This is a genomic window from Dictyoglomus sp. LHC4, assembly GCF_055181355.1.
Genome location: NZ_CM143707.1, coordinates 803,830 through 816,447, shown reverse-complemented (window position 1 = coordinate 816,447; position 12,618 = coordinate 803,830). Strand labels below are relative to the sequence as shown.

13 protein-coding genes are annotated in these 12,618 nt (G+C 31.3%); 3 read left to right on the top strand and 10 right to left on the bottom strand.

What is annotated here, in order from left to right:
- The first annotated feature begins 16 nt into the window (after positions 1-16).
- Complete coding sequence (locus ACY3JO_RS03945) at positions 17-514, top strand: DUF4352 domain-containing protein (RefSeq protein WP_463085515.1); 498 nt, start codon at positions 17-19, stop codon at positions 512-514.
- On the opposite strand, the gene ACY3JO_RS03940 is transcribed toward ACY3JO_RS03945, so the two are convergent.
- From ACY3JO_RS03940 to ACY3JO_RS03900, 9 genes are all read right to left on the bottom strand, one after another.
- Positions 464-1,726: a ribonuclease HII gene (locus tag ACY3JO_RS03940; protein ID WP_463085514.1), complete on the bottom strand. Its 1,263-nt coding sequence runs from the start codon at positions 1,724-1,726 to the stop codon at positions 464-466. The two genes, ACY3JO_RS03945 and ACY3JO_RS03940, sit on opposite strands and share 51 nt — an antisense overlap.
- A gap of 2 nt (positions 1,727-1,728) precedes the next feature.
- Positions 1,729-2,274: a D-lyxose/D-mannose family sugar isomerase gene (locus ACY3JO_RS03935; RefSeq protein WP_463085513.1), complete on the bottom strand. Its 546-nt coding sequence runs from the start codon at positions 2,272-2,274 to the stop codon at positions 1,729-1,731.
- Positions 2,275-2,290: 16 nt separating this feature from the next.
- Positions 2,291-3,526 (bottom strand): hypothetical protein, encoded by a 1,236-nt coding sequence (locus ACY3JO_RS03930; RefSeq protein WP_463085512.1) that lies wholly within the window; start codon positions 3,524-3,526, stop codon positions 2,291-2,293.
- Complete coding sequence (locus ACY3JO_RS03925) at positions 3,507-4,646, bottom strand: DUF58 domain-containing protein (RefSeq protein WP_463085511.1); 1,140 nt, start codon at positions 4,644-4,646, stop codon at positions 3,507-3,509. The genes ACY3JO_RS03930 and ACY3JO_RS03925 overlap by 20 nt, the downstream gene beginning before the upstream one ends.
- A gap of 2 nt (positions 4,647-4,648) precedes the next feature.
- On the bottom strand, positions 4,649-5,593 hold the full coding sequence (locus ACY3JO_RS03920) for an AAA family ATPase (RefSeq protein ID WP_463085510.1): 945 nt from the start codon (positions 5,591-5,593) through the stop codon (positions 4,649-4,651).
- 85 nt (positions 5,594-5,678) lie between these two features.
- Positions 5,679-7,025 carry a 23S rRNA (uracil(1939)-C(5))-methyltransferase RlmD gene (gene rlmD / locus ACY3JO_RS03915; protein ID WP_463085509.1) on the bottom strand — a complete coding sequence of 449 codons (1,347 nt, stop codon included), beginning with the start codon at positions 7,023-7,025 and terminating at the stop codon, positions 5,679-5,681.
- Between the two features lies 1 nt (position 7,026).
- Positions 7,027-7,410 carry a regulatory domain protein gene (locus ACY3JO_RS03910; protein WP_463085508.1) on the bottom strand — a complete coding sequence of 128 codons (384 nt, stop codon included), beginning with the start codon at positions 7,408-7,410 and terminating at the stop codon, positions 7,027-7,029.
- A complete protein-coding gene (locus ACY3JO_RS03905) occupies positions 7,397-8,305 on the bottom strand; it encodes a KaiC domain-containing protein (RefSeq protein ID WP_463085507.1) in 909 nt (302 codons plus the stop codon). Before ACY3JO_RS03905 ends, ACY3JO_RS03910 begins: the two co-directional genes overlap by 14 nt.
- A 135-nt stretch (positions 8,306-8,440) precedes the next feature.
- The gene (locus ACY3JO_RS03900; protein ID WP_463085506.1) at positions 8,441-9,403 is read right to left on the bottom strand and encodes an L-lactate dehydrogenase; all 963 of its coding nucleotides are present in this window, start codon (positions 9,401-9,403) and stop codon (positions 8,441-8,443) included.
- Positions 9,404-9,521: 118 nt separating this feature from the next.
- On the opposite strand from ACY3JO_RS03900, the gene ACY3JO_RS03895 reads away from it, so the two are divergent.
- Together ACY3JO_RS03895 and ACY3JO_RS03890 are read left to right on the top strand one after the other, a co-directional pair.
- A complete protein-coding gene (locus ACY3JO_RS03895; RefSeq protein ID WP_463085505.1) occupies positions 9,522-10,721 on the top strand; it encodes an aminotransferase class I/II-fold pyridoxal phosphate-dependent enzyme in 1,200 nt (399 codons plus the stop codon).
- The gene (locus tag ACY3JO_RS03890; protein ID WP_463085504.1) at positions 10,708-11,361 is read left to right on the top strand and encodes a cyclodeaminase/cyclohydrolase family protein; all 654 of its coding nucleotides are present in this window, start codon (positions 10,708-10,710) and stop codon (positions 11,359-11,361) included. The genes ACY3JO_RS03895 and ACY3JO_RS03890 overlap by 14 nt, the downstream gene beginning before the upstream one ends.
- Here ACY3JO_RS03890 and ACY3JO_RS03885 read toward each other — a convergent pair.
- The gene (locus tag ACY3JO_RS03885; RefSeq protein WP_463085503.1) at positions 11,358-12,584 is read right to left on the bottom strand and encodes a zinc-dependent alcohol dehydrogenase; all 1,227 of its coding nucleotides are present in this window, start codon (positions 12,582-12,584) and stop codon (positions 11,358-11,360) included. The genes ACY3JO_RS03890 and ACY3JO_RS03885 overlap by 4 nt on opposite strands.
- Positions 12,585-12,618: the final 34 nt, after the last annotated feature.

The following is a 12,618-nucleotide window of genomic DNA, read 5'->3' as shown; positions in this document are numbered from 1 at the left end:
TTCTTGGGGGTTGTATATGAAAAAAGCTATAATAATTTTAGTATTATTTATTATCCCTCTTTTCTCAATAATAATAGCTGAAGATATATCCTTAACCATACAAGGAAAAGAAATAAAAGGAGAAAATATTGATGGCTTAATCTTTTATATATCCAAAATTGACAAATTAGAAGCTTTACCTTTTGATTCTTCTAATATAAATCCAGAGACAAACCATGTCTTTTATATCTTTGAAATATATGTTCTAAACAAAACAAATAAAGAATTATTAATAAAACAAGATAATTTTCGTCTTATAAATGATGATGGAATTGAAATTCCTATAAGTACATTAGGAGCTATTTATTATGGTTTAAGGGGGCAAGAAGTATTTTTCATGAGGTATATAAAACCTAACGAGATGAAATCTGGTCTTCTCATATTTGAATTAAATAAAAACAATACACCCTATAAGTTAAAAATCTTAGACATTCCTGATAAGGGAAAAAACTATACTATCTCCTTGAAGATTTAGCTCTATATAAGTCGGGTACGAACTTTTAGTATCTATTAAAATCTTTCCCATATCTCTAAAAGGAAGAAGATCTTGCAGGCTATCTTCAGGCAATACAAAATCAAAGCCATCCAATATATCTTTATGCTTAAGAATATCTAAAATCATATTTATAATCCTTTCATCCTCTACCTTTATAACTCCATATTTATACTTTAAGGCAAACTGCAAATCTTTCATCTCTTTTCCACAGTATATGCATTTAAACTTATAGTTATCTAAAATTACTTGATATGAAGACTTTCCACAGAAAAAACATATAACTCTACTCTCTTTGTCTACCATACCTATAAAAGATGGTTTTTCTTTAATTTTCTTTTCACCAAATGACCTTCTCAAAAACCAGAAATCTTGTTTTTTATACTGCAAAAACCTATCTCTTACATAAATATCAGACAAATTTCCTTTTATAAATTCTTCTTCAAGCTTATATACTTTTGAGATCTTCTTCAAAAATTTTTCTCTATATGATTTGGCAATTAAGGAAGCTAATCTCACTTCTATAAACTTATTTTCTGAATCAGAAATAGTAATAACTTCAGCCCCCTTTTCTTTAACACTCTGTAAGTATTTATTAAGAATATTACCTATACCATAATCATCAATTACAATCCTTAAGTCTTCAAAAGAAACATTATAAATAAGATTTTTCAACAGTTTCTCATATCCCAGATCCATCAACATATTTATATTAAATCTATCTATTTCCCTCGGCATTATAAGATCAATTTTATATTTTAGATTTTCTATAGAATTCAGAGAAAAAAGCAATTTTTCCCAATATTCATAATTATGTTTTTTCTTGGTATCAGAAGTACTAAATTCTAAAGAAATATCTTTCAAAATCTCCTTAGGTACCATTACTCCTGCAAGAACAAGTGGTCCAAAAGGCTCCCCTTTTCCCGTCTCATCAAATCCCAACAAATAATTCTTAAAATTATTACTTTCAGTCTTTATTATGGAATCTATTAATTCCCAAATTCTCCATATCTCATTAGAAGGAGTGCTGTAAAGCTTATTAGATGAATAGTATATAAATGTACTATTTCCTAATCTTATCCTCCAAATCTCATAAATATTTTTAGGATTTTCCTCTATTCCCCCTCTTTTTATGAGCTCTTCCCTTATTTTTTCTGCCTTTTCCCTGGTTACAACCCATGTACTTCCGTACACCTTTAATCTTCCTCTATTACAGGAATTCTCTTTATATTAGGATCTGTAAATATATCATATTCATCGGAATTTCTTGTAGAAAATTCTGAAACAATAGCTCCTTCATTTCCTGCCTGAAACCAATGAGGGGTATTAGGATATAAAGTATATTGTTCACCAGGATTTAACTCAATCTCATGCCAAACTGTAAAATATCTTTTCTTATCTTCTGGAATAATAGCCTTTGGATTTCTTGTTGGTTCTCCAGGAACATAAAGATAAACTTTTCCCCATCTACATCTGAAAGTCTCTTCTTTACCTAAATCTCCATTAAATGGAGGATGTCTATGTTCGGGACATGTTTGGCGAGGAAACAAAATAAGTTCTTTTGCACAAACTCTCTCGGTACTCACATATGTAAGTATTTGAAGTCCAAAAACAGATAACATTCCTAAACCAAAATCAGCCACTTCAATCTTTTTCTTTTCTTCCTCCGTAATTACTATATGGGCCTTTTCCAAAAAAGAAATGGCTTTCTCTCTTGCCTTATCATATTCATTTCTTTTCATAATCAACCTCCTGAATCTATTTATTTAAACTCTTATAAAGTTTCTTAAACTCCCTAATAAGCTCAGATGTTATTCTGCCAAACCCATATCTCACTTCAATATAGATATTTCTCATTCTTCTCAATGAATTATCATTAAAAAGATCAGAGGTCTTCTTATAGATATCGTAAGTAGTATCAGAATATCTAATATCAGCTCCCATTTCTCTACTATCTAAAAGGTATTTTCTATAGTACTCTCTAATTGGATTAAGATTATTTCTACCAAAAAGATTTTGAAGCATCTTTATTGGATTTAAAGAGGGGAATATAAATTCTTTTTCTTCTATATAGTTTTCTTCTTTTTTATACGTTCTATAAAACCTCTTCATCACCCAATATATAATTAAAATTACTGTTACCGTTACAAAGATATAAAATGACACAATTATAATCTTATCTAATAAATCGGAAGTTATATGTCTCCTCTCCCAAAGGAATTTAAGGAATTTATTTATCTCAGGATTCATATTCATAATTTCTCTTGAATATCTTCCAATTAATCCTCTGTTAGCCATAAAGGAGATAATAAAGTAAATTATTTTACCTATCACATATCCGATAATAATAAAGATAACTGAAATTAAAGTTATAAAAATGAAATAAATAAAAGAGAAAACATAACTTGCTACCCAAAACAATTTATCTCTCACAAAAGGTATACTCAAAAGCATAGAGAAAACAAGAATAGCCAAGGCATATCTAATATTTAAGGAAATGAGATTTTTATCTTCCGGTTTGTGCTCTAAATATCTTAAAGTTCTTAGCAGAATTATGCTTGATATAAAATACATCAACAAGGATGATGATACTACACTTTCTAAAATAATAAACTTACTAGTACTTATATATCTCATAACAAAACTTGTAAGAAATAATAATAAAGCTAAGGGATAGGTTTTATTAAAATGCTCTAAAACTAAGCCATACGTAACATCCCTTTGGGTATAAAGAAGAAATAAAGTTAATCCTCCTAAAATTAATAAAAATAGTTTCTCATATATGGAAATTGGGACAAACAAAAGCAGTAGGAAAGAGAGAAAGACAAGTTTTTTATATTTCCTCTTAGTAAAAACTCCACAAAGTAAAACAAAGATTAAGGAAAGATATGAAATATAATATATCTTAAGGTTGTAAAGCAGAATAATAGCTGTACCTATCAAAGAAAAAAGAAAAGAAACTCTTGCTAATAAATCAAGAAATATAAGCCACATTTTTATCCTTTTTAACCTCATATTTCAATATTCTTTCTGAAAGATAAGGAAAATTATCACTATTTATGGATATGACAATCACTTTTGTGAATTCTGTATCTAAGGTATTTATAATAGGAATATACTCTTTCAATACATAAGGAGTAATTATAACAAATGTAGAAATAAGTAAATTTCCCGTTCTAAAAAATCTCTTTATGGTCTCTTCAAAAGGTAAATTAACATTATAAGAAACCCTTCCTAAATACTCTAACAGCAAATATAGATGAGCCTCTCCTATCCCAGGATATATAGTGTTTTCATCCCTTGAAAATCCATAAATCAAGGAATTAGTAGAAAAGCCAAAAGGAATCTTCTTCTCGTTAAAAGCTTCAGCTACTCCTCTTGCTATAGATATACATTTCTCAATACCTTCTTCATCCATATTAAGCCAATAGGGCTTTGAGCATTCTACATTAAGAAGAATCATAACATTGTTTTCGAAGGTAAAATCAAAGTTTTTAACCAATAATTCTCCATGTTTTAAAGACAAAGGCCAATGAATTGTTTTAGCAGGTTCTCTACCAGTATATTCCTTTACTCCTATTATCATGGTTGGATCTTCAATAATCCATCTCTTAACCGATATATCTCCATGATAATCTCCATAAGGTATTAAACCCTCTTCTATATCCATCTTCTTAGGTAACACAATAATATCTTGCATATAATTTAAAGATTTAGTCTTAACCTTAAGCCCAAAAAAATCTCCCCCTAAAAGCTCCACATTACCAAAAATATATCTTCCTCTTTTATAACATGTAGCCAAATACTTTCTTCTTATCCTTTGAAAAGGTAATATAAAAAAAGTCATAGTATGATACAGAAAATTCTTCGTTCTTATCTTATCAACTTTAAACTTATAATCTAATGCTCCTGGAAGTTCCTCTACTACTTGCAAAAAAGTAACCGGTATAATTTTCTTGTTTTCTATCACAATTTCAATAAAAAACTCTTCTCCTGGTTCTATTAATTTTTTTGAAAAATATCTATGAAAGCTGAGATCTTCTAAAACATAATATTTAGAAAGCTCATTTATTATTAATCCTATAAGAATGACAAAAAATAAAATATAAATCAAGGTTAAATCTCCTCTACAGGTACTTTTATAGTTTCTAATAAGTTATTTATTACCTCATATATGTCTTTACTCTTAGAAGCCCCAATAGTGATTATACGGTGATTGAGAATGAAAGGAGCCAAATATTTTATATCCTCAGGAATAATATAATCCCTTCCATAAAATAATGCAAAAACCTGACTTGCTTTAAACAAAGCTACACTTCCTCTTGGACTTACTCCAAGAAGTATAGATTCTGATTTTCTTGTTGAATCTATAATATCTAAGAGATAATCTATAACCTCTTTTGAAACCCTAACATTAATAAAATTCTCTCTTAAATAATTTATCTCATCAGTATCTACCACAGTATCTATATCCTCAAGCATATCCTTTTTCTTGTTTCTATTTATTATCTCTATCTCTTCTTCTCTATTGGGATATCCTATCTTTATTCTCATAAAAAATCTATCTAATTCAGCTTCTGGTAGAGGAAAAGTACCATAAGTTTCAACTGGATTTTGGGTTGCAAGAACCATAAAAGGATCAGGAAGTCTTCTTGTGACACCATCAACCGTTACTTGTTTTTCTTCCATAGCTTCTAATAAGCTTGATTGAGTCCTTGGAGTTGCCCTATTAATCTCATCAGCTAAGATTATATTAGCAAATAATGGGCCCGGTCTAAATTCAAATTCTCCCTTTTTTTGATTATAAAAATTTATACCTGTAAGATCTGATGGTAAAAGATCAGGAGTAAATTGTATTCTTTTAAAGCTTCCTCCTATTGTCTTCGCAAAAGCTTTAACCATTAGAGTTTTACCAAGGCCAGGAACATCTTCTATCAACACATGTCCCCCACAAATAAATGCAACCGCTATTAGCTCTATTATTTTCTCTTTGCCAACAATAACCTTTGAAACGTTTTTCACCACTTTTTCTTTAAAATCTATGTATTTTTCTATATCCATTGAAATTATCCTCCCATTATTTAGGTTCTTTTACTTTTTATTTTATCACTCTTTTAATATTAGGAGAATAAATTTTTTTGAAGAATTAATCTTTTTCTAATAACACAATGTTTTCTACATGAAATGTATGGGGAAACATATCTACAGGTTGAACTTCTTTAACCCTATATCCAGAACTTACAAGAATATTTATATCGCGAGCTAAGGTGGGGGGATAACAGGATATGTAAATGATTTGCTTAACATTACTATTTATAATCGCATCCAAAAGAATCTTATCACATCCTTTTCTTGGTGGATCTAAAACCACTGCATCAGGAATTTTACCTTCAGAGATTAACCTTGGAATAACCTCTTCTGATCTACCCCAAATAAATTCTACATTTTTAACCTTGTTTATTCTGGTGTTTTTCCAAGCATCTTCTATAGCTGATCTTTCTATCTCAATTCCATACACTTTTTTGGCCTTTTTAGATAAACATAAAGATATAGTGCCAATTCCGCAATAAGCATCAAAAACTAAATTACTATCCTCTGATAAATATTCTACAGCTTTACTATATAGTTTTTCTGTTTGTATCGAATTTACCTGGAAGAAAGAAACGGGAGAAATTTCAAAGATAAAATCCCCTATTTTGTCCTTTATGACTTCTTCTCCCCATATGAGTCTTGATTCCTCTCCAAATATCTCATTAGTATGCTTTGGGTTAATATTAATATAAAAAGATTTTAAATTCGGATGTTTGAATTTAAAATATCTCGCAATTTTCTTAGCATTATCAAATATCTTCTTTGAAACTAAAATAACCATTAATTCATCAAAGGCAAAGGATCTGTGAGCTACCATAAATCTAATTTCTCCTTTGTGTTCTAATTCATTGTATATTTCTATCCTAAATTTCTTTATCGCCTCTTTAACTGTTTCAATAAGTCCATCAGTATCCTCATGTTGAACTATGCACTTTTTAATATCCACAATATGATGAGTATTAGGTTTATAAAAACCAACTACTATTTTGCCATTTCTTCGCCCAACAGGAATTTTCGCTTTATTTCTATATCTATAAGGGTAATCCATACCAATAACAGGTTTAATATATACATCAACTTTACCAATTCTCTTAAATGCATCCTCAACTATCCTTCTTTTTAAATCCAATTGATATTCATAACTAACATGCATTAAATGGCAACCACCACATCTATAAAAAACATTGCATGTAGGATCAACCCTATGGGTATCTTTTTCAACAAAATCTACAATTTTACCTACAGCATAATCTTTTTTAGCTGTATAAATTCTGATCTTTACTATTTCACCAGGAAGGCCATAATCAACAAATACTACAAATCCCTCAATATGTGCTATTCCTTGTCCTTGAGAATTAATCCCATCAATTTTTACTATATACTCTTCCCCTACTTTTACCACTTTACTTACTCTCTAAATCCTCTTTTATCTTTCTATAAGCTAATTTGGCAAGTCCTCCCGCAACGTGAGTCTTAAGCTCCTTTTTCTTAAACTCATCCTCAAGAATATCCAATACTATATCTGGATCTGCCTTTAATATGTTTCTAACAGTTTGCTTAGTCAGCCCCAAAAATTCTGCAATCTCAGTCTCCGTTTTCATATATCTGTCCCTTAGTACTACTGCATAACATGCCTCAATTAAACTTGGTACCCAAGTAAGATTTCTATAAAGAATCAATTTCCTTGAACCCCCCAAAATCTCCAATGTTTTCAAAAAAGTTTTCATAGCAATATTATCCAGCTCATCCTCTTGTAAAGGAATCTCTTCACCACTAAGAATTGGCATCTAATTTTACCCCCTTAGAAAGCTCTTTTAAAGATGGTCCTATTCTTACTAAACCATTCCTATCAATTTCAAGAAGAAAAGTATCTGTACTATGTCCACACATTCTACAACCATCTATCCTAAAAAGTCTAACCAGTTCTCCTAAAGGACGCTTATATATTCTTTCCATATATTGGCTACTTATAAGCACCTTTGAGAGTACCATAGCACCATCTACTATATGGGAAATAGCAAAGCCTCCAGCTGCTTCAGCTGAGAACTCTTCTTGGCTTGATCTCTTTTGAGATATAAATATGGCTGTTTGGTACCACTTTTTCATAAAGTTGAAAAGTTGTCTCACTATTACTCTTGCCATCATCTCTTTTGCTTCATATAAACCAGTTATTGAATCAATAACAGTAAATTTTATTTTATATTTTTTAATAGCATATGCAAGAGTTGCAAGAAGTGTAGGAACATCCTCTCTTAATTTAGAATAAGAAGCTGCATCAATAAAAACTATATTGTCGTCTATAACATTTTCCTCTACTCCCATAGCTATAGCTCTTGATTTCATAGACGTAGCCACAAAATGTGCTGGAGACTCTACTGTAATAAAGGCAACTGAATAGCCAAGAGAAGCTTGCTTTATTGCAAATTGTTCCCCCATTAAACTCTTTCCAGTATCTGATATACCAGTCAAATTAAAAACACTATATTGAGGAATACCCCCTAAAGATACCACTTTTGTTTTTCCCTTTTCTATTTTTGTGGTAAAAAATAAATTATCTAATCCCTCAATTCCCGTAGGTACTCCTCTTACTTCTACTGCTCTATCACCTATATCTCTTAAAGATAATATTGCATCTTCTACAACTTCATATTGAGACTGATACACTTTCTCTTCTTTCTCCATAATAGTTCCCCCTTAAAAAAATTATTTTTAATACAAGTCTCAAAAATAGTATATCATAGAAAAATCCCCTGGGAGGGGAGACCCAGGGGATAGGGTGTTAAAGAGGTTAAAAGGGTTTAAAGTTGAATTAATAGATCAACTTAAAACTGGTTCTTTATCAAAATCTAAGGAATCTATCACTTGTTTAATTATTTTTGCAGAATTCAATAATTCCTCCACTTCCTTTTCAGAAAGTTTTATATTTAATACCTTTTCAACCCCATTTCTATTTACTATAGAAGGCAAACTTAATGGAATATCTTTTATACCTAATATATCTTTATGTACTGAAGATACAGGCAAAATTCTATTTTCATCCCTCAAAATAGCTTCAACAATATTTACCAAAGCTAAGCCTATAGCATAATATGTTGCTCCTTTAAGTTCAATCAACTTATAAGCAAATTCTCTTACTTCTTTCAAAATATTCTCCATAACTTCTTGAGTAAAGCAATTTTTACCACATACAGGACAAAAATCAAATATGTGAATTCCACCAATATGGGTTAAACTCCAGGCTGCAACAGCAGAATCGCCATGCTCACCTATTATATAAGCATTAACTGATCTTGGGTCTACATTACAATGTTGAGAAAGAAGATATGCAAATCTTGAACTATCAAGTACAGTTCCGGAACCTATTACTCTTTGTCTTGGAAAACCAGAAAGCTTATAAGTAACATAAGTAAGTACATCTACTGGATTTGTCACCACTAAGAAAATCCCATTAAATCCAGATTCTAATATTTTTGGAATTAAATCTTTAAATATTTGTAGATTTCTATCAATAAGTTGTAATCTTGTTTCACCAGGTCTTTGCTTTGCTCCTGCAGTAATAACTACTAAATCTGAGTCCTTTGCTTCTCTTAATCCTCCAGCCTTTATTATTGTAGGTTTAGTAAAAGATACCCCATGAGAAAGATCCATGGCTTCTCCTAAAGCCTTATTCTTATCTATATCAAACAAAACAATTTCCTTAGCTATACCTCTCTGCATTAAGCTATAAGCAAAAGAAGATCCTACAAAACCCGCCCCTACTATAAATACCTTGTTTCTCATATTATCACCTACCTTTTTAGTCTAAATTCCATATAATAATAACTTAATATCAATGCAAAGTCAACAATTTTTGTGTTAAAATTATCTAAAAAACCATTAGAAAGGATGGGAGTACAAAATGGACTTATTTGATAAATTTAGAAATATAGGACCTGATCATTTCTTAAATGAGGCAAGAGTAGCTATAGATCAAGGCATTTATCCATTCTTTCTTCCATTAGAAGAGACAGAAGGTACAGAAGTAGTTATTAATGGTAGAAGATTAATAATGCTTGGTTCTAACAACTATCTTGGTCTAACTACCCATCCCAAAGTAAAAGAAGCAGCCATAAAAGCCATTAAAGAATATGGTACAAGTTGTACTGGATCACGTTTTATGAATGGAACTTTAAAACTTCATAAAGAATTAGAAGAGAAACTTGCAGAATTTCTCCATAAAGAAGCAGCTTTAGTATTTTCTACTGGTTATCAAACCAATTTAGGAACAATATCTGCTTTAATAGGTAAAGGAGATATTGCAATAACAGATAAGGAAGATCATGCTTCTATTATTGATGGATGTAGACTGTCTCAGGGAGAAATGAAAAGGTTTAAACACAATGATATGGAGGATTTAGAAAAAGTGCTTACTTCTTGCCCTGAAAATGCAGGAAAATTGATAATAGTAGATGGTATATTTTCAATGGCAGGAGATATTGCACCACTCCCCGAAATTATCAAACTCTGTGAAAAATATAATGCCAGGTTGATGGTAGATGATGCCCATTCTATAGGAGTACTGGGTGATCATGGTAGAGGTACTGCTAATTATTTTGGAGTAGAAGATAAAGTAGATATTATAATGGGTACTTTTAGTAAATCTTTTGCCAGTCTTGGCGGTTTTATAGCAGGAGATGAAGACACCATTTTTTATGTACAACATACAGCACGGTCCTTTATATTCTCTGCTAGTATGTCTCCTGCTAATACTGCAGCTGCTTTAGCTGCATTAGAAGTTATGCAAGAAGAACCTGAAAGAATAGAGCATCTATGGAAAATCAGCAATAGAATGAGGGAGGGATTAAAATCTTTAGGTTTCGATATTGGAAATAGCTGTACTCCTATTATACCCATATATATAAGAGATCGCTGGAAGACCATATATATGTGGAAAGAGCTTTTTGACCTAGGAGTTTATTGTAACCCTGTACTTCCACCTGGTGTTCCACCTAATCAATCTCTTATAAGAACAAGTTATATGGCAACTCATACTGAAGATCAAATTGATAGGGCCTTAGAAATTTTTGAAAAGGCAGGGAAAAAACTTGGAATCATCTAAAAACATAAAATTTACAAATTATGCAATAAAAGAATTTATAGATCTACTTGCCTCAAAGGAACCTGCACCTGGAGGAGGAGCTGCAGCAGCCTTAGTTGGAAGTATTGGGGTTGCATTATCATCTATGGTTGCAAATTTAACCATAGGAAAAGAAAAATTTAAATATAAAGAGGAATTAATGAAAGAAATTGTAGAAAAGAATGAAAAACTACAAAAAGAATTATTAGATCTTATAGAAAAAGACACAGAAGCCTTTAATAAAGTAGCAGATGCCTTAAAACTTCCTAAAAATAATCCTGAAGAAAAGGAAAAAAGGAAAGAAATATTAGAAAATACATTAAAAGAAGCCTCATTAGTACCCCTCGAAGTCATGAAAAAGAGTTTAGAAGCCCTAAAAATTCTTGAAAATACCTTAGGAAACTCCAACCCTAATGCGGTAAGTGATATTGGAGTAAGCGCCTTATGTCTTAAATCTGCTATTCAGTCTGCTTGGCTTAATGTTAAGATAAATCTTGTTAGTATAAGGGATAAAAATTTTGTTAATGAAATTCAAAGGCAAGCTGAATCTTTATTAGAAGAGGGGATTCAGCTTGCCGACAGAATATACGAAGAGGTAGAAAGTGTTCTTCAAATATCTTAAAATACAAAAGCTGACTTTATTAATCCATACTTACCCCTAAAGAAGTTCATCTGTATTGCTTTTTTATACTCATCCAACTTAAAGGTATAGGTAAGCAGAGGTGAAAGATCTAAACCTTCCTCCATTAAAGTAAGAGCTATCTCATAACCTCTTTTTCTCTCTCCTCTAAATATCTCACCACTACTACTATTTGTCCCTGCAACCTTTAATTCTTTAAACCAGACAAAGGTCCAATCTACTTTTTTGGTAATTCCCACCAAACCTACAAGTACTGTTTTTCCTCCTTGTTTAGTAAGTCTCAATGCATCATCAATAGAATCATCACTTCCCACACATTCGAATACTATATCTGCACCTCCAACCACAACAGGCTTTCCTAAAACGGGTTTTAATACTTCACCTCCAGTCATCTCTACAATCTTTTTATATAATTTAGACTTTTCTAATCCTCTAGTATATATAACTTCATCTGCTCCATAATGTTTTGCAAAATCTCCTTGAAATTTATATCTTGCAAGAACTATGATTCTCGCCTTACTTCCTAAAGCTCTCAATGAACTTACAACATTTATTCCTATACTTCCTGCCCCGACTACTAAAACTGTATCTGTATCCTTGGGAAAATTTCTCATAACAGGATGTAATGCAGAACAAAATGCATCTACTAAAATAGCATTCTCATTTGTAATTTTATCTGGCACCTTGAATAATTGAAACTCATGGGCCACATAATATTCTCCCCAACTTCCTCCTGTATCCCTACATGCTCCAATCATTAGTGCAGGTGATATACTTCCCTTATTAAAATTAAAACATTGAGAAAACTCCCAATTTTGACACTTCTCACAAGGTGGATCTATATCCCTTGCCCTACAAGAGAGAGTTGGATCAGCGATCACTCTATCTCCTACCTCAAAACTCTTCACTTCTTCACCTTTCTCTACAATTACTCCTAAATTTTCATGCCCTATAACAAAAGGAAAGGACGCAAAAGAAGAAGTCGCAGGACTATCATGAAGTTTTATAAGACCAATATCACTCCCACAAATTCCTCCCATAAGAGTTTTTATCTTTACCCACTTAGGTCCTGGAAGTTTTGGCTCTAGAAAATCTCCATATCTTATACATGAAAATACATTATAATAAAAAGAATGGTGAATATTTCCTAAGGTTTTACTTAGCAAATATCGAGGGATACTCTCTTCAAACCATATTGCTTTCATAACAATCCCTCCTAAGTATTTTTTATTGCCTATT

What these genes read in the sequence shown, in the direction of transcription:
- ACY3JO_RS03945 (WP_463085515.1), top strand. Translation starts at nt 17, where the DNA reads ATGAAAAAAGCTATAATAATTTTAGTATTATTTATTATCCCTCTTTTC.
- ACY3JO_RS03935 (WP_463085513.1), bottom strand. Translation starts at nt 2,274, where the DNA reads ATGAAAAGAAATGAATATGATAAGGCAAGAGAGAAAGCCATTTCTTTT.
- ACY3JO_RS03930 (WP_463085512.1), bottom strand. Translation starts at nt 3,526, where the DNA reads ATGTGGCTTATATTTCTTGATTTATTAGCAAGAGTTTCTTTTCTTTTT.
- ACY3JO_RS03920 (WP_463085510.1), bottom strand. Translation starts at nt 5,593, where the DNA reads ATGGATATAGAAAAATACATAGATTTTAAAGAAAAAGTGGTGAAAAAC.
- ACY3JO_RS03910 (WP_463085508.1), bottom strand. Translation starts at nt 7,410, where the DNA reads ATGCCAATTCTTAGTGGTGAAGAGATTCCTTTACAAGAGGATGAGCTG.
- ACY3JO_RS03905 (WP_463085507.1), bottom strand. Translation starts at nt 8,305, where the DNA reads ATGGAGAAAGAAGAGAAAGTGTATCAGTCTCAATATGAAGTTGTAGAA.
- ACY3JO_RS03900 (WP_463085506.1), bottom strand. Translation starts at nt 9,403, where the DNA reads ATGAGAAACAAGGTATTTATAGTAGGGGCGGGTTTTGTAGGATCTTCT.
- ACY3JO_RS03895 (WP_463085505.1), top strand. Translation starts at nt 9,522, where the DNA reads ATGGACTTATTTGATAAATTTAGAAATATAGGACCTGATCATTTCTTA.
- ACY3JO_RS03885 (WP_463085503.1), bottom strand. Translation starts at nt 12,584, where the DNA reads ATGAAAGCAATATGGTTTGAAGAGAGTATCCCTCGATATTTGCTAAGT.